Raw genomic sequence first — 25054 nt, forward strand, 5'->3', positions numbered from 1 at the left:
AGCGTAGCAAAACGCCGTGACCCCCGCGTACGCGCCGCGCAAGAAAAAAGGCCGCCCCGGAGGGCGGCCTTCTCAACGTGCCATTACTGGACTTCAGCGCTTCATCGAGTTGAAGAACTCGTCGTTCGACTTGGTGTTCTTCATCTTGTCGAGCATGAATTCCATGGCGGCCAGCTCGTCCATCGGGTGGAGCAGCTTGCGCAGGATCCAGATCTTGGCGAGCAGGTCCGGGTCGATCAGCAGGTCCTCGCGGCGGGTGCCGGAGCGGTTGATGTCGATGGCCGGGTAGACGCGCTTCTCGGAGATGCGGCGGGACAGGTGCACTTCCATGTTGCCGGTGCCCTTGAACTCCTCGTAGATCACCTCGTCCATCTTGGAGCCGGTGTCCGTCAGCGCCGTGGCGATGATGGTGAGGCTGCCGCCTTCTTCCACGTTACGCGCCGCGCCGAAGAAGCGCTTCGGGCGCTGCAGGGCGTTGGCATCCACACCACCGGTGAGGACCTTGCCGGAGCTCGGGACCACGGTGTTGTAGGCACGGGCCAGGCGGGTGATCGAGTCGAGCAGGATCACGACATCGCGCTTGTGCTCGACGAGGCGCTTGGCGCGCTCGATCACCATCTCGGCGACCTGCACGTGGCGGACGGCCGGCTCATCGAAGGTGGAGCTGATGACTTCGGCGCGGACCGTGCGGGCGATTTCCGTGACTTCTTCCGGACGCTCATCGATCAGCAGCATGATCAGGTGCACGTCGGGGTGGTTGTACTGGATGGCCTGCGCGATGTTCTGCAGCATCATCGTCTTACCCGACTTGGGCTGGGAGACGATAAGGCCACGCTGGCCACGGCCGATCGGCGCCACCAGGTCGAGGATACGGCCGGTGATGTCTTCGGTGGAGCCGTTGCCACGCTCGAGCTTGAACGCCTTGCGCGGGAACAGCGGGGTCAGGTTTTCGAACAGCAGCTTGTTCTTCGACGCCTCCGGCGGATCGCCGTTGATGTCGTCCACCTTGAGCATGGCGAAATAGCGCTCGCCTTCCTTCGGGTGGCGCACGCGTCCGGTGATGTAATCGCCGGTGCGCAGGTTGAAGCGGCGGATCTGGCTGGGCGAGACGTAGATGTCATCCGGGCCGGCCAGGTAGGACTCATCGGCCGAGCGCAGGAAGCCGAAGCCATCCTGGAGGATTTCGAGCACGCCTTCCGCCCAGATGCCGCCGCCCGAGCGGGCGTGGGCCTTGAGGATGCTGAAGACCACATCCTGCTTGCGCTGGCGGGCGACGCCCTCACGGATACCCAGGGATTCGGCGAACTCGAGCAGCTGGATGGAGTTCTTGCGCTTGAGCTCGGTCAGGTTGATCAGGCGATCGTTGCTGCCGGCATCGGCGTTCTCGTCGTCATCGACGGGGTAGCCGTTGTTGTTGCGCTGGTGCTGGTAGTTACCGCCACCGTTGCCACCACCACCGCCACCCTGACGCTGCTGGTTGTTGCGGTCGTTGCGCTCGTTGCGGCGGCGACGGCCACGGCCTTCGCGCTCGCGGCGCTCGCCGTTGTTGCCGCCCTGGTTGCCCTGGCCACCCTGCGGGTTGCCCTGGCCGCCCTGGCCCTGCGACTGGCCGCCTTCACGCGGCTCCTGCGGCTGGCGGGCCTCGCCCGAGGCGGGCGGGTTGTTGAGCTGAAGCTCAGCCTGGGGCGCCGGTACCGGCGGCAGCGGCGGGGGCGAAGGCGGCGCCGGGGCTGGCGCGGGAGCCGGCGCGGGAGCGCTCGTCTCTACCGCGGGCGCCTCGGCGGCCGGGGCCTTGCGGCGGGTACGCGGACGCGGTTCGGCCGCAGGCTTGTCGCCGGCGCCCTTGGCGTCAGTGGAATCTTTCGTTTCGATATCGGACACGGGCAAACCTCACGGGGCGCCGTTGGAAGAAGAAGGTGGGAAGGTCCGCGGGATGGGGGACAGCGAGGTGTCCCAAGGCGAACGCTTAGAGCCTAGCATCGTGTGGGGCGCGAGGTAAAGCGCCCCACACGGCGGCTAACGGAAGCCTGGCGGCTTCAGATGGACTTATCGATGAACTGGGCGAGGACGCCCTTGTTGACGGCGCCGACCTGGGTACCGGCGACCTTGCCGTCCTTGAACACCATCAGCGTGGGGATGCCACGGATGCCGAACTGGCGCGGGGTCTGCTGGTTTTCGTCGATGTTGATCTTCACGATCTTCACCTTGCCCTGGTACTCATCGGCCAGCTGCTCGAGGGCCGGGGCGATCGCCTTGCACGGGCCGCACCATTCCGCCCAGAAATCGAGCAGGACGGGGGTATCGGACTCGAGCACGTCCTTCGAGAAGGCGGCGTCGCTGGTGTGGGTGATCTTGTCGCTCACCGTGGTCTCCAAAGTGGGTTTAGGGGGAGTTGACGACCGTGACGCTGGCATCGGCTACACTTAGGAGCCCCATGTCGCGGGTCCAACCGGAACCGAAGGTCTTGGCCGTTGCAGCCGGTGGCCCTCATTCCAACCCAACTAGGGGCGCGATACAAGCGATTCAAGGTGCCAGCGGGTGGTTTCCGTTGACATAGGTAAACCGGTTCAGTGAAGCCGGTTCAGCTATGCCAGCGGGAGCCGTCGGGCCAGGCACCACCGCCTCCGGCCAACGTGCGCCGGGCGCGTCGACATGCCGCCGGGCTGGCAACCGGGGGCCACCGACCCTCCCGTGGCGCCGGCCGGACCAACCACCCGTCCCGTGGTGCATTCCTTGCCGCAGGGGCGGCGCCGCGTATCCGCGGCGCAAGCTTCCAGGTCCCTCCATGTCCCAGACCGTACTTACCGACGTCTTCTACGAAAACCTCGACCTCCACCCGCTCCTGCACCAGGGGCTCGCCACCGCCGGCATCACCCGTTGCACGCCGATCCAGGCGCTGACCCTGCCGGTCGCGCTCACTGGCCGCGACGTCGCCGGCCAGGCCCAGACCGGCACCGGCAAGACCTTCGCCTTCCTCGTGGCGCTGGTCGATCGCCTGCTGAAGAATCCGGCCGCCCCCGGGCGCAAGGATTCCGACCCGCGTGCCCTGGTCATCGCGCCCACCCGTGAACTCGCCATCCAGATCGAGAAGGATTTCCAGACGATCGGCAAGGCCACCGGCCTGCGCAGCGCCCTGATCTACGGCGGCGTCGACTACGACAAGCAGCGCCAGCAGCTCCGCGACGGCTGCGACATCATCATCGCCACCCCCGGCCGCCTGCTCGATTACTACAAGCAGGATGTGTTCGGCTTCGGCAGCGTCGAGGTCATGGTCATCGACGAAGCCGACCGCATGTTCGATCTCGGCTTCATCAAGGACGTGCGCTTCATCTTCCGCCGCCTGCCGGCACGCGAGAAGCGCCAGGTCCTGCTGTTCTCCGCCACCCTGAGCCACCGCGTGCTCGAGCTGGCCTACGAGCACATGCACGAAGCCGAAAAGCTCGTCGTCGAGACCGAGAACGTCACCGCCGATCGCGTCCGCCAGGTCGTCTACTTCCCCTCGAAGGAAGAAAAGATGCCGCTGCTGCTGAACCTGCTCGAGGAGAGCAAGGCCGAGCGCAGCATCATCTTCGTGAACACCAAGGCCGCCGCCGAGCGCATCACCGACCGCCTCAAGCGCCACAACTTCCGGGTCGGCGCCATCTCGGGCGATGTCCCGCAGGTCAAGCGCCAGAAGCTGCTGCAGCGCTTCCAGGATGGCCAGATCGACATGCTCGTCGCGACCGACGTGGCCGCCCGCGGCCTGCATATCCCGGCCGTCAGCCACGTGTTCAACTACGACCTGCCGCAGGATGCCGAGGACTACGTCCACCGCATCGGCCGTACCGCGCGCCTGGGCGCCGAGGGTGATGCCATCAGCTTCGCCTGCGACCTGTACGCGATGGGCCTGCCCGACATCGAGACCTACATCAACCAGAAGATCCCGACCGCGTCGATCGACGCGCGGATGCTGGTGATGCCGGCCCCGCGTCCGCGCGCCGATGGCGTGCAGGATGAAATCGACGACCCGAACGACACCGGCGGCCACGTGCCGACCCGCGGCGCGCCGCCCGAGAAGGGTGGCCGTGGCGGTCGTGATGGCCAGCGCTCCGGCTCCCGCTCCGGTTCGCGCTCGGGCTCGCGCTCGGGTGAGCGCTCCGGCGAGCGCCCGGCCAGCCGCGAGCGTCGCCCGCGCCAGGATGCTCCCACCGGTAGCTCGACCGAGGTGCCGGTGAAGACCGTCGTCGTGGCCGAGACCATTGCCGAACTCCCGGCCGCCGCCGAGGCGATGGCTGCCGAATCCGCGCCGAAGAAGCGCCGCCGCCGCGGTGGCCGCGGCCGTGGCCGTCGCGAGGGTGGCGAGGGTACCCCGCAGGTCCGGATCCAGGACGCCGGCACCGCGGCCGCACCGCGTACGGCAAGCGCCGACGGCGCCGCCGCGAACGGCAGCCGTCGCCCGTCGCGCCACGTCGCCGCCGCGCGCCCGGCCGCCACGCCGGTCCCGGCGCCGGCCGCCGCCCCGGCGAAGAAAGAAGGCTTCTTCCGCCGCCTCGGCCGGATTTTCGCCGGGAAGTAACGCCCTCGCGGCATGCATCGCGCGCAAGCGCGCTCCCACATGACAGATGTTGTGGGAGCGCGCTTGCGCGCGATAAGCCAACGAACCGGCGACGCCGCACGCCACCCGCCCGAATTTCGCGACCCAGACCCGGCCCAAACCCCGCCGCATCCCTTATCCTCTAGGCTTCACGAGCCAACGGGTAGCGCGGTGATCGGTTTCGATCTGGTGAGCAAACGATACGAGGGCGACCACCAGGCCCTTACGGATGTCTCCTTCCAGGTCGACGCCGGTGAAATGGCCTTCGTGACCGGGCATTCCGGTGCCGGCAAGAGCACCCTGCTCAAGCTGCTGGCCATGATCGAGCGCCCGACCAACGGCGTGGTCACCCTGGACGGCCAGAAGCTCAATACCGTCCGCTCCTCCGACATCCCGCGTATCCGCCGCAAGCTCGGCATGGTCTTCCAGGACCACCGCCTGTTGCTGGACCGCAGCGTGTTCGCGAACGTGGAGCTGCCGCTGGTCATCGCCGGGGTCTCGCCCACCGAACGGGCACGGCGCGTACGTGCCGCCCTCGAGAAGGTCGGCCTGCTCAGCTACGAGAAGCAATTGCCCGGCACGCTTTCCACCGGCGAGCAGCAGCGCGTGGGCATCGCCCGCGCCATCGTCGCCAAGCCCGCCGTGCTCATTGCCGATGAGCCCACCGGCAACCTCGACCCGCAGCTGGCCATGGAGATCATGGGCCTGTTCGCCGAATTCCAGGCGGTGGGTACCGCCGTCCTTGTCGCGAGCCACGACCTGATGCTGATCAAGCGCATGAAGAAACGCGTCGTCGTCCTCGACCACGGCAAGCTCATCGCCGACGTGCCCGCGACGGAGGTGGTATGAACACCGTCCGCGAGCCGCGCCGTGCACCCGAGCCGGAGAAGACCCGCCGGACCACGCCGCACCACATCGGCGCGTGGCGCGAACACCACGCCTGGAGCCTCTCGATCAGCTGGCGCCGGCTGGCTTCGCGCCCCCTGGGCACGCTCCTTACCGTCGCCGTCATGGGCGTCGCGCTCGCGCTTCCGCTGGCCTTCTACCTGCTGCTCGGCAATGTCGAGCGCATGGGTGATGCGCTGGGCCGCAACCAGACGATCAGTGCCTTCATGAAGCCGGGTGAGAACGCGGCGATGGCGGAAACTGCGGCCTCGGCCTTGCGCGGCCGGCCGGAGGTGCAGGACATCACCGTGCGCACGCCGAAGGATGGCCTCGCCGAACTGGCTGAAGTGCAGGGGTTCTCGGGCGCTTTGCAGTCGCTTGATGTGAACCCGCTGCCTTATGTCCTCGCCGTGCAGCCCAAGCCCAACCTTTCCGCCGAGGACGCCAGCCGTCTCGTCGAATCGATGAAGGCGACGCAGGGCGTCGACATGGTCCAGGACACGGGCGCCTGGCGCCAGCGGCTGGATGCGATCGTCGGTGTCGGCGCGCGCGCGACCACCATGCTCGCGCTGCTGCTTGGCATCGCCGCGTTGCTCGTCGTCGGCAACACCATTCGCGTCGACATCCAGAGCCGCGCAGAGGAAATCGGCGTGCTGCTGCTGATCGGCGCCAGCCGGCCCTTCGTACGCCGGCCTTATCTTTATGCAGGCATCTGGCTGGGCCTGCTTGCTGGCATCCTGGCCGTGGCGCTGGCGGTGGTGATCGAGCTGGCGATGGCCGGCCCGGTCGGCCGCCTCGCCGCCGCCTACGATGGCAGCGTGCAGTTCGGCGGCCTGCCGGTGTGGTTGCTTCTTTCGGTGCCGCTCGCGTCCGCCGTCCTCGGCTGGCTCGGTGCGCGGCTGGTCAGCGCTCGACAGATACGCCGCGCGGCGGCGGGTTAAGGGGAGGCCAGGGGGTGGCATCGCATATCGGATCAGGCGTCGCTGGCGCCACGCCGCGCATCCTGCTGGTGGACGGCTCCAAGGTCGTGCGCTCGCTGATTTCGCGCGTCGTGTCGGCGGAAGTGCCTGGCGTGGAAATCGTCGGCGTGGGGACCGGCGCGGAAGCGCAGATGGAACTGCAACGCGGGGTGTTCGACTTCGTCACGGTGGCCCTGCGCCTGCCGGACATGGATGGCCTGGACGTCGCACGCTTCGTCCGCGAAGCCGCGCCCCAGATCTACATGCCGATCGTCGTGGTGTCCGGCGACGTCGAGCAGCGCCTGCATCGTCGCGAACTCGGCGAGTTCGTCACGGACTATTTCGACAAGTCGCTTGGCTTCGAGGCACTGGCGGAGTTCATCCGCGGCTACGTGCGCCCCGAAGGCGGTGCGGAAGGCGAAGTGCTTTACGTAGAAGACAGCCGTGTCGTCGCGCTGGCGACGCGCCGCATGATGGAGAAGTACGGGCTGACCGTGCATCACGTCATCAGTGCGGAGGATGCGATCGAATTCCTGCGTACGGCCAAGGCAGGAGGCAAGGTTGGCGCCGACGTGGTCCTGACCGATGTGAGCCTCAAGGGTGAGCTCACCGGCGGCGACCTGGTGGAGCGTATCCGCAATGAGTTCGGCTACGGCAAGGGCAGGCTGCCGACGCTGATCATGACCGGCGATGAAAATCCCGCGAACCAGGCGGCGCTGCTGCGTGCCGGTGCGAATGACCTGGTCGAGAAGCCCGTCGAAGAGAAATTGCTCATCACCAAGCTTCTGTTCCAGTTGCGCGTGGCCTTGCACCTGCGTGCGAAGGCGGAAGCTTGAACGATCGCGTGAAGCTCGAGGCCTCCTGGAAGGAGCGCATCGGCGAATATCTCGACCGGCCCGAGATGCTCGAGCTCTCCGCGTTCCTTCGTGACGAGAAAGCGCACGGCAAGGTGATTTATCCGCCGGGTCCCGAGATCTTCAATGCCTTCGAGCACACGCCGTTCGAGAAAGTCCGTGTCGTGATCCTCGGCCAGGATCCGTATCACGGACCCGGTCAGGCACATGGCCTGAGCTTCTCCGTGCGCCCCGGCGTGCGCGTGCCGCCGTCGCTGCAGAACATGTTCAAGGAAATCGAGAGCTGTCTCGGCATTCCTCGTCCGGACCATGGTTGTCTCACGACGTGGGCCGATCGCGGCGTGCTTCTGCTCAACGCGGTGCTCACCGTGGAAGCAGGGCAGGCCGGCTCTCACCAGGGCAAGGGCTGGGAAGGTTTCACCGACGCCGCGATCGATGTGCTCAACCGCGAGCGCGAAGGCCTCGTTTTCATGCTGTGGGGCAGCCACGCGCAGAAGAAGGGCCAGCTGATCGACGGCAAGCGCCACTGCATCCTGCGCAGCGTGCATCCCTCGCCGCTATCGGCGCACCGGGGTTTCATGGGCTGCGGGCATTTCGCGCAAGCGAATGCTTACCTGGCCTCACGTGGCAAGCTGCCGATCGATTGGTCCCTACCATCACGAGCGGACCTTGGCTGAAATGCAAAATGACACGGGCACCCCTTGATGCCCCGTCCATGCGTCGCAGCCGCGCTTTTCTTTACGCTGCTTCCTCTGGCGGCGTGCCGGACCATCGGAGCCGACGCACGCGGTCAGTGGCACCTGTGCGACATCGTCAGTCACCCGGAGGCCGCGGAAGGCCAGACGGTCACTTTCCGGGCGATGGTCCGGAGCGATGGCCTGGAACACACTGTACTGCTCGATGAGACATGCCCAAAGCAGGGCATTGTCCCCAGTAGCTTTAGCGCTGGCGCGGGTGCTGAAGTAAGTAGCGCGGTCGATGCGTTCCCTCCAGGGACGCGAGGGAAGCACATCGATGCTTTATGGACCGGCGTTATTCAACGGGAGGGCCGGATGATCGAGCTTCGTGTCACCGACATCCGCGACGTTCATGTGTCGAAGCCATGATCCGAAGGCACGATGAGCTCATGGATGAATCACAGCCATGCCGCGCCTGATTCAAAGCCTGAAAGACAAAAGCCCGCGGCCGAAGCGCGCGGGCTAAGTAGCAACCGAATCACTTGTCATCGTGTTTCGGCCCGCCTCGATCGCGTTTGAACGCTGCATCGAGGTCTTGGAAATCGGCGTTCCCGCCGATAGACGGGGACTAGATTAAATCCTTGGTCCCAGGGCTGGACGTCAGCGAGTGCCGTTCTGGCTTGTGGGTGCATCCCGGTGAGGTCTGTCCGGTTTGCCTTACCCGTGCGTAGGCCCTTGAGAAACTGCCTTCCGAGCACCATTTCCCTTACGTAGCAGCCACATACAGGCTGCTGCACGGCTCTCGGGCGTCCGCCTTGCCGTCTGCCTCCTGAATATCCCCCGGCCCCCACTGGACACCCCGGGGGTATTTCTGTACCATTGAGTACAGCTAACCAAGATTGAACTTCGGCAGGGGTTAGCACTCCCACCCTGGGACTGCTAACCTGCACCGATACCTTTCAGGAGGTTCCACACATGTCTCAAGCCCTCGCCACCCGTAACTACGGGCTACCGAGCGTCGTTGGCAGTCTGGATTCCTACATCGCGGCCGTCCATCGCATCCCGGTGCTCAGCCTTGACGAGGAGCAGACGCTTGCGCGGCGCTTCCACGACGACGCCGACCTCGACGCCGCCCGCCAGCTGGTGATGTCCCACCTTCGCTTCGTGGTGCACGTCGCCCGCGGCTACAACGGCTATGGCCTGCAGCTCTCCGACCTGATCCAGGAAGGCAACATCGGCCTGATGAAGGCGGTGAAGCGCTTCGACCCGGACCAGGGCGTGCGCCTCGTCAGTTTCGCGGTGCACTGGATCCGTGCCGAAATGCACGAGTTCATCCTGCGCAACTGGCGCATCGTCAAGGTCGCCACGACCAAGGCCCAGCGCAAGCTGTTCTTCAACCTGCGTAAGAGCAAGAAGCGCCTGGGTTGGATGAACGCCGAGGAAGTCCGCGTGGTCGCCCACGACCTGGGCGTGCCGGAAGCCACCGTCCGTGAGATGGAATCCCGCCTCTCGGGCCGTGACGTCGGCTTTGAAGCCCCGGCCGATGCCGATGACGACGAGAAGCCGGCTCCGGCCGCGTTCCTGGTCGACGAAGGCGCCGACCCGTACGACAACCTGGCCGAAGCCGACGCCTCGGACAACCAGATGAGCGCCCTGGGCTCTGCCCTCGCCAACCTGGATGCCCGTTCGCGTGACATCATCCAGCGCCGCTGGCTGGCCGAAGACAACAAGGCCACCCTGCAGGACCTGGCCGATGAGTACGGCGTCTCGGCCGAGCGCATCCGCCAGATCGAGGCGAATGCCATGAAGAAGATGCGCGTCGCCATCGCCGCCTGAGTGCAGCGAACGGCGTAAGATCCGGAACGGCCCCCTCGTGGGGCCGTTTTCCGTTGCCCCGAACGTGGAGTGAAAAGGATGCCCAGGGCCCTGGTCATCGAAGATGACGAAGTCACCGCCCGCGATATCGTCGCGGAGCTCGGCGCGCACGGCCTCAACGCCGAGTGGGTCGCCAACGGCCGCGACGGCCTGGCCCGCGCCCTGGAAAACGGCTACGACATCATCACCCTCGACCGCATGCTGCCCGGCATGGACGGCATCGATGTCGTGTCCGAGCTGCGCAAGCGCTCGGTCGAGACGCCGGTGCTGATGATCAGCGCGCTATCCGACGTGGATGAGCGCGTCCGCGGCTTACGCGCGGGTGGCGACGACTACCTGACCAAGCCCTTCGCGCCTGACGAGCTCGCGGCGCGGGCCGAGGTGCTACTGCGCCGCCATCGCCGCCCCGAAGCGGCCGAGACGCGGCTTCGCGTCGAGGACCTCGAACTGGACCTGGTGAAGCACAACGCATTGCGCAATGGCCAGCCGCTGACCCTGCTGCCCACCGAGTTCCGTCTGCTCGAATTCCTCATGCGTAACGCCGGCCAGGTCGTCACCCGGCAGATGATCTTCGAGCACGTGTGGGGATTCCACTTCGATCCGGGCACCAACGTGATCGATGTCCATATCGGCCGCCTCCGCCGCAAGATCGACGGCGCCGGCCAGGTGCCGCTCATCCGCACCGTGCGCGGCTCGGGGTACGTCCTTGCGCCCGCTGACTGACGCCTGGCGTTCCGCCACCTCGCGCCTGATCCTCATCTATGGCGCACTGTTCGCCATCTGGTGCGTGGTGCTGCTGGGTGTCGTCCAGTGGGAATCCTCGCGCTACCTGACGAACGTCGTGGACGGCATGCTTTCCGCGCGCCTGCATTACCTCGCAAAGACGGATCCGCGCCGGCTCAACGATACGGTCGACACCGCCAGCGCGATCGATGCCACCGGCTTCATGGCCGCGGGCCTGTTCGACGCGCAGGGCCGCCGGCTGGCCGGCAACGTCGCGACGATTCCGAAGGGACTCGAGGAAGACAACGTGATCCACGCGGTCGCGGCCCAGGTGGAAGACCACCCGGGCGAGAACGGCCGGCGTGCACGTGGCCTCGCCACTACGTTGCCGAACGGCCAGCGCCTGGTCGTGGTGAAGGAGAGCGCGACCATCGACGGTCTCGGGGCGATCATTCGCCGCGGTGCGTTGTGGGGTCTCTCGCTTACGCTGCTCCCCGGTGTCCTGGGTGGCATCCTCATCGCCCGCCGGCCCGCGCGCCGCGTGCGCCAGATCCAGCAGGCGATGGAACCGATCCGCGAGGGTGACCTCAGTGTCCGCCTGCCGGTCACCCGCGCCGGCGACGAGGTCGACCTGCTCGCCGGCACGGTGAACACCACGCTCGACGAGATCGAACGCCTGCTCGGCGAGGTCAAGGGCGTCACCGACAACATCGCCCACGACCTGCGCACGCCGCTCACCCGCATGCGCACGCGGTTGTACCGCGTACAGCAGCAGTTCGCGGACACGCCCGCCGCCGAGCAGCTCGAGGCCGCGGTCGAGGAAATCGACACGGTGCTGGCCCGGTTCCGCGCGCTGCTGCGCGTCTCCGAGCTGGAAGACCGCCAGCGCAGCGCATGTTTCGAGGACATGGACCTCGGCGCCGTGCTGAAAAACGTCCACGACTTCTATGCGCCGCTCGCCGAGGACCGCCACCAGCGTTTCGAACTCGATGTCGGCAAACTGCCGCCGCTGCGTGGCGACCCCCAGCTGATGTTCGAGGCGTTCGCCAACCTGGTGGGCAACGCGATCAAGTTCACCCCGAATGGCGGCGCGATCCGCCTGGTGGCGCTGACCGATCCCACGGGCGATGCGCGCATCGATATCGCGGATACCGGCCCCGGCATCCCGGTGGGCGAGCGCGAAGCAGTGTTCCGCCGCTTCTACCGTGGGGATGAGACGCGCGCCAAACCCGGCTGCGGCCTCGGCCTGGCCATCGTCAGCGCCATCGTGCGCCTGCATGGCTACTCGCTGGCAGTGGGTGGAAATGACGAAGGAGCGGTCTTCTCGGTGACCTGCCCGGCGGCTTAGCCGAAAACGCCTAAATAAATCTTAACTACGCCGCAGGATCACGCGGGGGCAAAATTCGCCGCGACGCAACATCGCGCTCGGAAACCGTCCCCCTCATGATTGGCATCGTCCGGATCGCTCTCACGCGGCCGTATACCTTCGTCGTCCTCGCCCTGCTGATCCTCATCGTGGGTCCGCTCTCGGCGATGCGCACGCCGACCGATATCTTCCCCGACATCAAGATCCCCGTGATCGCGGTGGTGTGGCAGTACACCGGCCTGCCGCCCGACCAGATGGTCGGCCGCGTGTCCTCGCCGTTTGAGCGCGTGCTCACCACCACGGTGAACGACGTCGAACACATCGAGGCGAACTCGATCAACGGCTTCGGCATCGTGAAGATCTTCTTCCAGCCCACCGTGGATATCCGCACCGCCAACGCGCAGGTCACCGCCGTGGCGCAAACGCTGCTGAGGCAGCTGCCCGCGGGTACCACGCCGCCGCTGATCCTGAACTACAACGCGTCGACGGTACCGATCATCCAGCTGGCGCTCTCGGGCGATGGCCTGACCGAGCAGAACCTGGGCGACCTGGGTCTCAATGCGATCCGTCCGCAGCTGACCTCCGTGCCCGGTGCGGCGATCCCGTATCCGTTCGGCGGCAAGACCCGCCAGGTCCAGATCGATATCGATCCCGCGGCGTTGCAGGCGCGCGGGCTGTCGGCGCAGGACGTGGCCAATGCGCTCGCCGCGCAGAACCTGATCACGCCCGTCGGCACGCAGAAGATCGGCGATTTCGAGTACACGCTGCAGCTCAACAACTCGCCCTCGGTGGTCGAAGAGCTGGGCAACCTGCCGGTGAGGGTGGTCAACGGCGCGACGGTGTTCATCCGTGATATCGCCCATGTACGCGACGGATCGCCGCCGCAGACCAACATCGTGCACGTCGATGGCAACCGCTCGGTGCTGATGACGGTGCTGAAGAACGGTTCGGCCTCGACCCTCGCGATCATCCAGGGCATCAAGGATCGCGTGGCGTCGATGAAGGATGCGCTGCCCGAGAACCTGAAGATCAGCCCGATCGGCGACCAGTCGCTGTTCGTGAGCGGCGCGATCTCCGGCGTGGCGCGCGAAGGCGTGATCGCGGCGGCGCTGACCAGCCTGATGATCCTGTTGTTCCTGGGCAGCTGGCGCTCCACGGTCATCATCGCCACGTCGATCCCGCTCGCGATCCTTGGCGCGATCGCGATGCTGTCCGCGTTCGGCGAGACCCTCAACATCATGACCCTGGGCGGTCTCGCGCTGGCCGTGGGCATCCTGGTGGATGACGCCACGGTGACCATCGAGAACATCAACTGGCACCTTGAGCACGGCAAGGACGTCGAAACCGCGATCCTCGACGGCGCCGCGCAGATCGTGACACCGGCCTTCGTGTCGCTGCTCTGCATCTGCATCGTGTTCGTGCCGATGTTCTTCCTGGAGGGCGTCGCGCGCTTCCTGTTCGTGCCGATGGCCGAATCGGTGATGTTCGCGATGATCTGCTCGTTCATCCTCTCGCGCACCCTGGTGCCGACGATGGCGAAGTACCTGCTGCATCCGCATTCGGTCGACGATCCGCACGGTGAGCACGGCAAGGTCTCGCGTAACCCGCTGGTTCGCTTCCAGCGCGGCTTCGAGAAGCGCTTCGAGGCGCTGCGCCAGGGCTACCACGGCCTGCTCGAGATGGCCCTGCGCCACAGCAAGCCGTTCGTCATCGGCTTCATGGCTTTCGTGATCGTCTCGTTCGCGCTGGTGCCGATGCTCGGCCGGAACTTCTTCCCCTCGGTCGATTCCGGCCAGATCCTGATGCACGTCCGCGCGCCGGTCGGTACGCGCGTCGAAGAGACCGCCAACCTGTTCGCGGCCGTCACGAAGGAAGTGCGCCGGATCATCCCTGCCGACGAGCTCGGCACGGTGGTCGACAACATGGGCCTCTCGTCGTCGGGCATCAACAACACCTATAACAACACGGGTACGGTGAGCTCGGCCGATGGCGACCTGCAGATCTCGCTGAAGGAAGACCACAAGCCGACGGCCGAATACGTGCGCCAGCTGCGCGAGAAGCTGCCGCGCCTGTTCCCGACCGCGACCTTCTCGTTCCCGCCCGCGGACATCATCAGCCAGATCCTGAACTTCGGTTCGCCTGCGCCGATCGACCTGCAGATCCGTGGCCCCAACGTGGCCGCGAACTACAAGTACGCGAACACACTGCTGCGTGAGATCCGCCGGGTGCCGGGCGTGGTGGATGCCCGCATCCAGCAGTCGCAGTCCAGCCCGACGTTCAACGTGGACGTGGACCGCAGCCGTGCGCAGCAGGTCGGCATCACCGAGCGTGACGTCACCAGCAGCCTTGGCGTGAACCTCGCGGGCTCCAGCCAGATCGCACCGACCTTCTGGCTCAATCCGCAGAACGGCGTGTCCTACCCGATCGTGATGCAGACGCCGCAGTACGCCATCGATACGCTGCCCGACCTCGCCAACGTGCCGATCAGCCCCAGCACGGGCACAGCGGGTTCGCAGATCCTCGGTGGCCTGGCCTCGTTCTCGCGATCCACCAGCAGCACCGTGGTCAGCCAGTACAACATCAACTCGATGGTCGAGATCTTCGCTACCACGCAGGATCGTGACCTTGGCGGCGTGGCGGCGGACATCCAGAAGATCCTGGATGCGCACAAGAAGGACCTGCCGAAGGCATCGAGCACCGCGCTGCTCGGCCAGGTGCAGACCATGAACAGCGCCTTCACCGGCCTGATCCTCGGCCTGCTCGGCGCGATCGTGCTGATCTACCTGCTGATCGTGGTGAACTTCCAGTCGTGGGCGGATCCGTTCGTGATCGTCACCGCTTTGCCTGCGGCTATCGCCGGCATCATCTGGATGCTGTTCGCCACGCACACCACGCTATCCGTGCCTGCGCTCACCGGCGCCATCATGTGCATGGGCGTGGCTACCGCCAACTCGATCCTGGTGGTGAGCTTCTGCCGCGAACGCCTCGCCGATACCGGTGACGCTTTCCTCGCGGCATCGGAGGGCGGCTTCGTCCGCTTCCGCCCGGTGCTCATGACCGCGCTCGCCATGATCATCGGCATGCTGCCGATGGCCCTTGGCATGGGCGAGGGCGGCGAGCAGAACGCACCGCTCGGCCGCGCCGTGATCGGCGGCCTCATCTTCGCCACCACGGCCACGCTGCTGTTCGTGCCCGTCGTGTTCAACATTGTCCATGGCCGTCGCGGCCACGCCTCCAAAACCCCGGCGAACGCTTCCGGAGAGCCCGTCCATGTCGCCTGATACGATCCATACCCCCCAGCCGCGCCGCCTGCGCCTCGCCGGCATCATCGCCGCCATCGTGGTCCTCGCCATCGTCGTCGCCGGCGTGGCGACGCGCGCCAACGAATCGCACAAGCTGCGCGAGTGGACCGACGCCCAGGCCACGCCATCGGTCACCCTGGTGACGCCCGAAGGCGGCCAGGGCGGCGGTGACCTCAACCTGCCGGGCCGTCTGCAGGCCTATGCGCGCGCACCGATCTATGCGCGCACCAGCGGCTACCTGAAGTCGTGGAAGTTCGACATCGGCCAGAAGGTGAAGGCCGGCGACATCCTCGGCGAAATCGAAACCCCCGACCTCGACCAGCAGCTGCTGCAGGCGAAGGCGGACCTCGCCAGCGCGCGTGCCAACGAGGCGCTGGCGCAGACCACCGCGAAGCGCTGGCAGGCGATGCGCGATTCGGACTCGGTGTCGAAGCAGGAAGTCGACGAGAAGACCGGCGACTACGATGCCAAGCATGCGCTTGCCGCGGCGGCCCAGGCCAACCTGGAACGCATCCAGGCGACCAAGGGCTTCGCGAAGCTGGTGGCCCCGTTCGATGGCGTGGTCACGGCCCGCGAGACGGATGTCGGCGCGCTGATCAACGCGGGCGGCGGCGGCCAGGAGCTGTTCGTCGTATCCGATACGCACAAGCTGCGCATGTACGTGAACGTGCCGCAGAACTACGCGCCGGCGATCAAGCAGGGCGAGACCGTCAAGCTCACCGTGCCGGAATACCCGGGCCAGACCTTCGAGGGCAAGATCGAATCGAGCTCTTCGGCGATCAATGCCGCCAGCGGTACCACGCTGGTGCAGGTCGCGGTCGACAACAACGACGGCAAGCTGCTCCCGGGTGGCTACGCCAGCGTGACGTTCGACCTGCCGGCCAACGCGGCGCTGTTCCGCGTACCGGCCAGCGCGCTCGTCTATGACGGCAGCGGCCTGCGCGTGGCCGTGGTCGATGCGCAGAACAAGGTGACGTTCAAGGACGTCTCGATCGCGCAGGACTTCGGCAGGACCGTGCAGCTCGCCTCGGGCATCAGCGCGGCTGACCGCCTGATCGAAAGCCCGCCGGATGGCCTGGCCAATGGCGACACCGTGCGCGTGATTCCCCCGAAGAAGGACGGCGGCAATGGCAAGGCCTGAATCCTTGCGGCTGCTCGCGGGGCTGGTGCTTTCGATGGGCGTCGCGGCCTGCTCCATGGCGCCGACCTACAAGGCGCCCGAGGTGCCGGTCGCGCCGCAGTTCGCGAATGCCGATTCACCGTGGGTGGAAGCGCAGCCAGCCGATCATCTTGACCGCGCAAGCTGGTGGTCGCTCTACGGCGATACGCGCCTCGATGGACTGCAGGGCCAGCTGCTGAAGAACAATGCCACGCTCGCCGCGGCGTATGCGCACTACGCGCAGGCCGAGGCGTTTACGAAGCAGGTCCGCGCGGGGCTGTTCCCGACGTTCGGGCTGAACGGCAATGCCACGCGTAACCGTGAATCGGATACGCGCCCGCTGCGTGGCGCGACCTCGCCGGCGTACTACAACTCCTACACCATCAGTGGCCAGCTCGATTACGAGGTGGACCTGTGGGGTCGCGTGCGTGACACCGTCGCCGCCGGAACCGCCGAGCAGGCCGCGTCCGCCGCCGATCTCGCCGGCGCGCAGCTGAGCCTGCAGGCGCAGCTTGCCGACAGCTACCTGCAGCTCAACGGGCAGGACCGCCAGATCAAGGTGTTGAACGAGAGCATCACGGCCTTTGCGAAGGCCTTGCAGCTCACGCAGTCGCGCCACGAGGGTGGCATCGCGTCCGGCCTCGACGTCGCGCGTGCGCAGACGCAGCTTTCGAACGCAAAGTCGCAGCTGACCCAGGCGCAGGCACAGCGCGCGGTGGTGTTGCATGCGATCGCCGTGCTCGTCGGCGACAGCGCCTCGACGTTCACGCTCGAGACGAAGGACGATGCGATGAAGGTGCCGAGCATTCCGCTCGAGGTACCGTCGGTGTTGCTGCAGCGCCGGCCGGACGTCGCGGCGGCCGAGCGGCGTACCGCGGCCGCCAATGCACGCGTCGGCGTGGCGCGCTCCGCGTTCTTCCCGCAGATCACGCTGGATGGGCAGGGCGGCTGGCAGAGCTCGGCCTGGGGCAACATCGCGACCGCGCCGAACCGCTTCTGGTCCATCGGGCCGACCGTGCTGCTCAACGTGTTCGACGGTGGGCGCCGGAAGGCCGCCGTCGAGTCCGCGAAGGCAGCGACCGACGAAGCCGGTGCGAAGTACCGCGATGTCGTGCTGAATGCGTTCGCGCAGGTGGAAGACAACCTGACCCTGCTGCGGGATCTCGGCAACGCGTTGACCGACCAGCGTGCCGCGGCCGACGCCGCCCAGCGTTCGGTGGACCTCTCGCTGGATCGCTACCGCGAAGGCGCCGTCGGCTACCTCGATGTCGTCCAGGCCCAGACCGCCGAACTCGATGCCCGCCGCAGCGTGATCGACCTGGAAACCCGCCAGCTGCGCGCCAGCGTGGCGCTGATCCGCGCGCTCGGCGGCGGCTGGCAGGCGCCCGCGGCCTCCTGACCAGCGTGTCCGTGGGAGCGCCCTTGGGCGCGATGGGCGCTCGCCTCAAGCCCCATCGCGCCCAAGGGCGCTCCCACAAGAGCCTCGACGTGGCCGCTATGATGCGGCCATGGAAACGATCCTCGCACGCCAGCAAGCCGCCCATCGCCGCGATGGCACGCCCCCGGCGGGCATCCGCATCGATCGGCTCGATCGCGCCATCGGCCTGCTGGTCGATCACGCCAGCGACATCGCCGACGCGCTGAACGACGACTTCGGCCATCGCTCGCGGCAGGGCACGCTGGTCAGCGATGTCGCCGCCTCCATCGAGCCGCTGAAACACGCGAAGCATCACGTCAAGCGCTGGATGCGGCGGGACTACCGCGGCGTATCTCCTGCACCGCTCGCGTTGCTCGGTGCGCGCGCCTGGGTCGATTACCAGCCCAAGGGCGTCGTCGGCGTCATCGCGCCGTGGAACTTTCCGTTCAACCTTACTTTCGCGCCGCTGGCAGGCATTCTCGCGGCCGGCAATCGCGCCATGATCAAGCCGTCGGAGTTCACACCGAAGTCGTCGGCGTTGATGCAGGCCATGATTGCGAGCGCATTCGATGACACCGAAGTCGCGGTCATCACCGGCGACGAAGCCGTCGGCAAGGCATTTGCATCGCTCGCGTTCGACCACCTGCTCTTTACCGGCGCCACGTCGGTCGCGAAGCACGTGATGCGTGCCGCCGCGGACAACCTCGTTCCGGTCACGCTCGAGCTCGGCGGCAAATCGCCGGCCATTATCGGCCGCGATGCCGATCTCGATCTCGCAGCGCGCCGCCTGCTATTCGGCAAGACGCTCAACGCCGGGCAGATCTGCGTCGCGCCGGACTTTGCGCTCGTGTCGGAAGGTTCGGTCGATGCGTTCGCCGAAGCGCTCGCACGCAACGTCGCGAAGATGTTCCCGACCCTGCGTGGCAACGCCGACTACACATCGATCATCAACGACCGGCACAAGGCGCGGCTGGAAGGTTATCTGGATGAAGCGCGCGCGCAGGGCGCGACGGTTCGCGCACTCCACGCCTCCGCTGGCGACGTGGATGGCCGCCGCATGGCGCCGACGCTGGTACTCGGCGCCACCGACGCGATGGCCGTGATGCGCGAGGAAATCTTCGGGCCGATCCTGCCGATCATTCCGTATGGCCGTCTCGACGACGCCATCGCGTACGTCAACAACCGTCCCCGGCCGCTGAGCCTCTATTACTTCGGCAACGTCCGCGGTGACCAGGAGCGGGTCCTCGCCAACATCGTCGCGGGCGGCGTGACGCTCAACGACACCGTTGTCCACCTCACGCAGGACAACCTCCCGTTCGGCGGCATCGGCCCCTCCGGCATGGGCGCCTACCACGGCTTCGACGGCTTCCGTACCTTCAGCCACGCGCGTTCCGTCTACCGTCAATCGCGCTTCGACATCACGGCGATGCTGCGCCCACCGTATGGCAAGGCGATCGAGCGCGTGCTGTCCTTCAAGATCCGCCGCTAGCCCGCCTGTCTTACCGTTGGTGGGAGCGCCCTTGGGCGCGATGGCTTCGCGAAAGAACATCGCTCGCAAGCTCACTCCCACAAGGGGTCGCCGACACGGGGGGCTCCTACGCGTGCTTGACCACCATCACCTGGCCCCACGGTAACTCCATGAGGGTGTAGCCGCCGCGGCCGCAGTGCCCGGCGAAGCACTGGCGTACGCCGGGGTCGTAGTAGTCGTCGCCGATGAGGATGCCGCCGGTGAGCATGCGTGGCAGGAAGTATTCGAGCGCCGCGTTTGTGCTCGAGACGAGGTCCATGTCGAGGTGTACGAAGCTGTAATGCTCGTCCGGCACGTCGGTGGTGGACGCAGGGAACCAGCCGGGGTGGAAGTGCACGTTCGGGTAGGGCGCGAGGATCCGCTCGACGAGGCCCATGCTGCCGTGCACGGGACCGAAGTAGTTGCGCACCTCGGCGGCCGGGGCGTCTGACGCGTGCTGCTGTGTTTCGAACACATCGAACAGGCGCAGCGTGGCTTCGCCTTTCACCTCGCAGATGAGCCGGGCGCTGCCACCCTTGAACACACCGGCTTCAGCCATCGCACCGCCGAGCCGTGCGGCGGCGCGCACGGCAATCATGATCTGCAGCGCCGCCGCATCGGTGAGGAGGATGGCGGTCATCTCGCGCGTCTCGCGGATGGTGCGGAGGCTGCCGTGCCATTCGGGGCCCAGGTGGGCCTGCATGGATCCACGGCGGGCGAGGGCGGTGCGCAGCAGTGCGCCAGGCTTCAGCTTGTCCTGCCAGCGCTGCGGGCGGGTGGTCGAAGCGATGGTGGCCATGGTACGGGCGATCCGTGGGATAAACCCGTGGGTGCCAGATCCATGAGAGATAGTTGTGGGAGCGTGCTTGCACGCGATGGGGCTTGCCGCAGCGCCATCGCGTGCAAGCACGCTCCCACGACAGCGGGCGAAAAAAAGGGCCCCGAAGGGCCCTCTTGAACTCGGATAACGCGCAGCCTTACAGCTTCGCGCCCAGCAGTTCCTCCAGCTTGCGCTGGTCCTTCGCGAAGTTACGGATGCCTTCGCCGAGCTTGTCGGTGGCCATCGCGTCTTCGTTGTGGCCCCAGCGGAACTGCGCTTCGGTCATGTGCTTCGCCGGCGGCTCGGCCTTCTTGCCGGTGTCCTTCAGCGCCACCGGCAGGTCGGCGTCGGTTTCGTCGAGCTGCTTGAGCAGGTCCGGCGAGATGGTGAGGCGATCGCAGCCGGCGAGGGCCTGGATCTGGCCGATATTGCGGAAGCTGGCGCCCATCACGATCGTCTTGTAACCGTGGGTCTTGTAGTAATCGTAGATGCGGCGGACCGACTTGACGCCCGGGTCTTCCTCAGGCGCGTAGGTCTTCGTGTCGGTGTTCTTCACGTACCAGTCGAAGATGCGGCCGACGAACGGCGAGATGAGGTACGCGCCAGCCTCGGCGCAGGCCACGGCCTGCTCGAAGCTGAAGAGCAGGGTCATGTTGCAGTTGATGCCTTCCTTCTGCAGCTGCTCGGCGGCCTTGATGCCCTCCCAGGTCGAAGCGAGCTTGATCAGCACGCGCTTCGGGTCGACGCCCACATCCTTGTACATGCCGATAAGGCGCTTGGCCTTGGCGATCGAAGCTTCCTTATCGAACGAGAGGCGGGCATCCACTTCGGTGGAGACGTAGCCCGGGACGATCTTCAGGATCTCGCGGCCCACCAGCACGGCCAGGCGGTCGCCGGCGTCGATCAGCTGCTGGGAACGGTCATTGCTCTGTTCCCTCGCCCACTTCACCGCCTCATCGATGTACGGAGCGTACTCGGGGATGCCAGCGGCCTTGAGCAGCAGGGACGGGTTGGTGGTCGCGTCCTCCGGCTTGTAGGTCTTCATGGCCGACATATCGCCGGTGTCGGCGACGACCTTGGTGAGTTTGCGCAGTTGTTCGAGTTGGCTGGTCACGATGGCAGCTTCCGTTACCTGTGGGGAAAGAGATTGTCGCGCCGGGACGGCGGCGGGGATAGGCATCCGATGGTATCGGTCACCATGTTCAATATAGGTCGATGGGGTCCACATCAAGGGACCAGCGTACCTTGCGGGCGCTCGGCAGGCCGGCCAGCGCGTGCTGCCAGGGCCGCAGGAACGCGTGCAGGCGCGCGCGCGTCCCCGCTTCCACGAGCAGCTGCCCGCGGTGGCGGCCGGCGCGCAGCGGCATCGGGGCGGGCATGGGGCCGGAGAGGCGCAGGTCGCCGGGTTCACCGATGGCGAGGTGGGCCTCGTGCAGGAACGCATCCACCTCCGCGCGGCCGTGCGCATCCGCGCGCAGCAGCACCTGGTGCGAAAACGGCGGCAGTTCCAGGATCTTGCGCTCGGCCAGCAGGTCAGTCGCCACGGCCGCATAGCCGCCACGCAGCAGGCCATGCAGCATCGGGTGGTCCGGGTGGTGGGTCTGCAGCAGCACGCTACCCGGGCGCGATGCACGCCCCGCGCGGCCGGCGACCTGGACAACCAGTTGCGCCAGCCGCTCGCTCGAGCGGAAGTCGATGCTATGCAACCCCTCGTCCACGCCGACGATGGCGACCAGTGTCAGGTTCGGCAGGTCATGGCCCTTGGCGAGCATCTGCGTGCCGACGAGGATGGCCGGCTTGTCTTCGCGCAGGCCGTCGAGGATTTCGCCGAAGGCCTCGCGGCGCCGGGTGGTTTCACGGTCGATCCGAACCACCGGGATCTCCGGGAAGCGCTCGGCCAGCGCCTCCTCCAGGCGCTCGGTGCCCTGGCCCTGCGGGCTGAGGTTGGTCGACTGGCAGGCCGGGCACGCGGCGGGCTGCGCGATCGTGTTATCGCAGTGGTGGCAGATGAGCCGGCGCCGCCCGGCATGCAGCGTCATCGGCCGCTCGCAACGCGGGCAATCGGCGTGCCAGCCGCAGTCGTAGCAGAGCAGCACCGGTGCGTAGCCACGGCGGTTGCGGAACACGAGCGCCTGTTCGCCGCGACCGACGCAGGCCGCCACCGCGTTCACCAGCGTGGGCGAGAGCCCGTGGTCGAGCCGCTGCGCACGCATGTCCACGATCTGCACGCGCGTGGGCTGGGAGGCGCCGGGGCGGGCGCGCAGCACCAGGCGCTCGTAGCGGCCGGCCTCGACATTGGCCAGGCTTTCCAGCGAGGGTGTCGCCGAGCCAAGGACCACGGGTACCCCGTGGGCCTTGGCGCGTACCAGGGCCAGGTCACGGGCGTGGTAGCGGAAGCCTTCCTGCTGCTTATAAGAAGGATCGTGTTCTTCGTCGACGATGATCAGGCCGGCGTTCGGCAGCGGCGTGAACACCGCGGAGCGCGTACCGATCACCACGCGGGCGCTGCCGTCGCGGGCGCGCAGCCACGCGCGGGCGCGGTCGCCTTCGGCCAGGTTGGAATGCAGGACCTCGATGGCGATGCCAAGCCTTTCGCGCAGGCGGCGCACGGTCTGCGGGGCCAGCCCGATCTCGGGGACGAGCAGCAGCGTCTGCTTGCCTTCGGCCAGGGCCTTCTCGATCAATGCGAGATAGACCTCAGTCTTACCGCTGCCCGTAACGCCATCCAGCAGGTAAGGCTGGAAGCGCCCGAGCCCTTCGGCGACGGCGGCGACGGCGCGCGCCTGCTCTTCGCTGAGCGCCGGGCCGGGGGCGGGCGTCGCCGGTAGGGTGCCTTCCCTGAGTTCGAGCTTCTCGACGAGGCCGGCCTCGATCAGCCGGCGCGCGGCGGCGCGCCAGTCGGGCAGCGCGAACCCCAGTTCGTCGGCCGCACGCGGGCCGTCATATAAGGCATCGAGCAGCGCGGCCGATCCACCCTTGCGGCTACGGGCATCCCGGGCGGCACGGCCCTGCAGCGTCAGCGCCCAGACTTCGCGCCCGGTCGGAGGCAGGGGCTTCGGCTCACGCAAGGCAAGGGGCAGGGCGTTGGCCACGGCCTCGCCGGGCGCACCGGCCCAATAGTCGGCGGCCCAGGCCAGCGTCGCGAGCAGCTCGGCATCCAGCAGGGGCGCCTCGTCGAGCACCTCGCTGGCCCGCTTCAGCCGCTTCGCCCCAACGGCCGGCTCGGCGGCGGGGTCGATCACGATCCCCACCATCTCGCCACGGCCGAACGGCACGCGCACGCGCGAACCCGCCCCGGCGACCCCGGCCAGGGGCGGCAGGTAGTCGAAAAGGGTGAGCAGGGGGACCGGCAGGGCGACGCGAAGAACGGATGACATGCGAGGCCTAGTTTAACGGGGTCCAGCGATTTCGCTGGTCAATGATTAACCACGGGGGCGCGGGCTTGGCGGCGAATGAGGTGCCGGGGGAGAGGAATCCGGCCTAAGTGCCCGTCCGTCGGGGCCTTTCAAGGTTATCCACAAGTGCTGTGGATAAGTCTGTGGATGAGCTTCGGATGGAGGGCCTCCAGGCGCTTGGTAGAGCCGTGCCGATCATCTTGAACACATTTTAACCAAGCTGAAATATAGCATAAAATCAACGGGTTAAAATTACGATGCCCGGCCGGTTCACCGCGCGTCCGCAAAACCTTGACAAAGGCGAAGGGACCTCGGCGCCTGTGCACAACCGCTTGCTACTTAGGAAAAAATCCTAGTGTGAGATGCCGATGATGATGGCGATGGTCAGGGCGAAAATCAGGAGCCACCAATATACGATGCCTATCAATCCATACTTAAGGATAGTCATGCCCCATCCCTGGCGGTACACACGCTTTTGCATCAGCAAAAGGTAGACCGGCATCCAGACGATCATGGCGAAGGTGACCAGCCCGATGATCGACCCGGCGAACGGGACATGCGTGGCGATGGCCGATTTGGCGAAACCCAGCAGGGTCAGCAGCATCAGGGCAAAGAACAGGAAGGCGTGGCTGTGCAGGGCCACGATCAGGTGTTCGACGTAGAGCCGGCGCCGGAACAGGTAGAACACCTTCAGCAACAGGGCGAACACCGGCAGCATCACGAACATCGTTTGCGGCAGGACGCCGAAGATGCCTTCCACGATCCGGTGGATAGCCTCCGATTTCTGCGGGCCGGAGCTCGAGGCGAGGGTCAGGTTGGTCTTCAGCCGATCGAGGCCCGCGTTGAGACGGCCGTTGACAGATTCAGGCAGCCAGCCAATGTGGAAGCGGAAGTCCCCCGATTCGTCGCCGAATACCTTCACCGTCATCGGCTGCACGTTGTCTTCGCCGCCCTTGCCCAGCGGCTCGATCGGCGGCGCCTTCAGCTCGGCAAGCCGCTTGTTAGCCGCGTCCCGGACCAGGTTCTGCACGGGAATCAGGCCGCTCTTGACCAGTGCCGGAGTATTCGGATCGGCCTGGGTCGCCAGCAGCGTGCGGATCTCCTTGCGGTAAATCTCGTGCACGTCATCGGCGGAAGTCGCCGCAGCGAACTGGGCAAAGGTATCCGGATCGGTGCCTTCATGCTCCCCGATCTTGATGCCGTTGATCGCCACGTGCATGAAAAAGAAGCACAGCAGGCAGAACACGAACATCAGCCGGAACGGTGCGATATAGCGCACGCGGCGGCCGGAGAAGTATTCCAGGGTCAGGAATCCCGGCTTCGTGTAAAGCGGGGGCACCGTGTGGATGATGCGCTCGTCCATGTGGAAGAAGATGTCGCCAGCGTCTTCCAGCATGCGCGAGACAGGCTTGAGCACGCTGTGGATCGACTGGCCGCATTCGTGGCAGAACTCACCCTGCAGCACCGCTTCGCAGTTCGCGCAATGCAGCGCAGGTGACGGCTTGAGCTCGTTCATCCGCTGGTTTCCCCGTTGATTGTCCC

At 66.5% G+C, this 25054-nt stretch carries 18 protein-coding genes; 12 read left to right on the forward strand and 6 right to left on the reverse strand.

Annotation, left to right across the window (positions count from 1 at the left end; translation table 11 throughout):
* Nucleotides 1-93: 93 nt before the first annotated feature.
* A complete protein-coding gene (gene rho, locus ACZ6YI_RS14375; RefSeq protein ID WP_465779263.1) occupies nucleotides 94-1881 on the reverse strand; it encodes a transcription termination factor Rho in 1788 nt (595 codons plus the stop codon).
* Between the two features lie 155 nt (nucleotides 1882-2036).
* Nucleotides 2037-2363: a thioredoxin TrxA gene (gene trxA, locus ACZ6YI_RS14380; protein WP_139979157.1), complete on the reverse strand. Its 327-nt coding sequence runs from the start codon at nucleotides 2361-2363 to the stop codon at nucleotides 2037-2039.
* Between the two features lie 422 nt (nucleotides 2364-2785).
* On the opposite strand from trxA, the gene ACZ6YI_RS14385 reads away from it, so the two are divergent.
* From ACZ6YI_RS14385 to ACZ6YI_RS14440, 12 genes are all read left to right on the forward strand, one after another.
* Nucleotides 2786-4555, forward strand: a complete 1770-nt coding sequence (locus ACZ6YI_RS14385) for a DEAD/DEAH box helicase (RefSeq protein WP_465779264.1) — start codon at nucleotides 2786-2788, stop codon at nucleotides 4553-4555.
* Between the two features lie 189 nt (nucleotides 4556-4744).
* A complete protein-coding gene (gene ftsE, locus ACZ6YI_RS14390; protein ID WP_247331587.1) occupies nucleotides 4745-5422 on the forward strand; it encodes a cell division ATP-binding protein FtsE in 678 nt (225 codons plus the stop codon).
* A complete protein-coding gene (gene ftsX / locus ACZ6YI_RS14395; protein ID WP_440324216.1) occupies nucleotides 5419-6399 on the forward strand; it encodes a permease-like cell division protein FtsX in 981 nt (326 codons plus the stop codon). The genes ftsE and ftsX overlap by 4 nt, the downstream gene beginning before the upstream one ends.
* A 14-nt stretch (nucleotides 6400-6413) precedes the next feature.
* Nucleotides 6414-7253 carry a response regulator gene (locus ACZ6YI_RS14400; RefSeq protein WP_440324214.1) on the forward strand — a complete coding sequence of 280 codons (840 nt, stop codon included), beginning with the start codon at nucleotides 6414-6416 and terminating at the stop codon, nucleotides 7251-7253.
* On the forward strand, nucleotides 7250-7948 hold the full coding sequence (gene ung, locus ACZ6YI_RS14405; RefSeq protein ID WP_465779265.1) for a uracil-DNA glycosylase: 699 nt from the start codon (nucleotides 7250-7252) through the stop codon (nucleotides 7946-7948). Before ACZ6YI_RS14400 ends, ung begins: the two co-directional genes overlap by 4 nt.
* A 975-nt stretch (nucleotides 7949-8923) precedes the next feature.
* Nucleotides 8924-9784: an RNA polymerase sigma factor RpoH gene (gene rpoH / locus ACZ6YI_RS14410; RefSeq protein ID WP_440324208.1), complete on the forward strand. Its 861-nt coding sequence runs from the start codon at nucleotides 8924-8926 to the stop codon at nucleotides 9782-9784.
* A 78-nt stretch (nucleotides 9785-9862) separates the two neighbouring features.
* Nucleotides 9863-10546, forward strand: coding sequence for a response regulator transcription factor (locus ACZ6YI_RS14415; RefSeq protein ID WP_440324206.1), 684 nt, complete (start codon nucleotides 9863-9865; stop codon nucleotides 10544-10546).
* A complete protein-coding gene (locus tag ACZ6YI_RS14420) occupies nucleotides 10530-11894 on the forward strand; it encodes a sensor histidine kinase (protein WP_465779266.1) in 1365 nt (454 codons plus the stop codon). Before ACZ6YI_RS14415 ends, ACZ6YI_RS14420 begins: the two co-directional genes overlap by 17 nt.
* 95 nt (nucleotides 11895-11989) lie before the next feature.
* Nucleotides 11990-15193 (forward strand): efflux RND transporter permease subunit, encoded by a 3204-nt coding sequence (locus ACZ6YI_RS14425; protein WP_440324203.1) that lies wholly within the window; start codon nucleotides 11990-11992, stop codon nucleotides 15191-15193.
* A complete protein-coding gene (locus ACZ6YI_RS14430; protein ID WP_465779267.1) occupies nucleotides 15183-16355 on the forward strand; it encodes an efflux RND transporter periplasmic adaptor subunit in 1173 nt (390 codons plus the stop codon). Before ACZ6YI_RS14425 ends, ACZ6YI_RS14430 begins: the two co-directional genes overlap by 11 nt.
* Complete coding sequence (locus ACZ6YI_RS14435) at nucleotides 16342-17772, forward strand: efflux transporter outer membrane subunit (RefSeq protein ID WP_465779268.1); 1431 nt, start codon at nucleotides 16342-16344, stop codon at nucleotides 17770-17772. The genes ACZ6YI_RS14430 and ACZ6YI_RS14435 overlap by 14 nt, the downstream gene beginning before the upstream one ends.
* A 109-nt stretch (nucleotides 17773-17881) precedes the next feature.
* Entirely contained in the window at nucleotides 17882-19279 is a 1398-nt protein-coding gene (locus ACZ6YI_RS14440; protein ID WP_465779269.1) for a coniferyl aldehyde dehydrogenase, read from the forward strand.
* Between the two features lie 106 nt (nucleotides 19280-19385).
* On the opposite strand, the gene ACZ6YI_RS14445 is transcribed toward ACZ6YI_RS14440, so the two are convergent.
* From ACZ6YI_RS14445 to ACZ6YI_RS14460, 4 genes are all read right to left on the reverse strand, one after another.
* Nucleotides 19386-20096: a TylF/MycF/NovP-related O-methyltransferase gene (locus tag ACZ6YI_RS14445; protein WP_465779270.1), complete on the reverse strand. Its 711-nt coding sequence runs from the start codon at nucleotides 20094-20096 to the stop codon at nucleotides 19386-19388.
* A gap of 178 nt (nucleotides 20097-20274) precedes the next feature.
* On the reverse strand, nucleotides 20275-21231 hold the full coding sequence (gene tal / locus ACZ6YI_RS14450; RefSeq protein WP_465779271.1) for a transaldolase: 957 nt from the start codon (nucleotides 21229-21231) through the stop codon (nucleotides 20275-20277).
* A gap of 88 nt (nucleotides 21232-21319) precedes the next feature.
* A complete protein-coding gene (locus tag ACZ6YI_RS14455; protein ID WP_465779272.1) occupies nucleotides 21320-23494 on the reverse strand; it encodes a primosomal protein N' in 2175 nt (724 codons plus the stop codon).
* 370 nt (nucleotides 23495-23864) lie between these two features.
* Nucleotides 23865-25028, reverse strand: coding sequence for a DUF3667 domain-containing protein (locus tag ACZ6YI_RS14460; RefSeq protein WP_465779273.1), 1164 nt, complete (start codon nucleotides 25026-25028; stop codon nucleotides 23865-23867).
* Nucleotides 25029-25054: the final 26 nt, after the last annotated feature.

This window comes from Luteibacter sp. NPDC104163 (genome assembly GCF_055584245.1).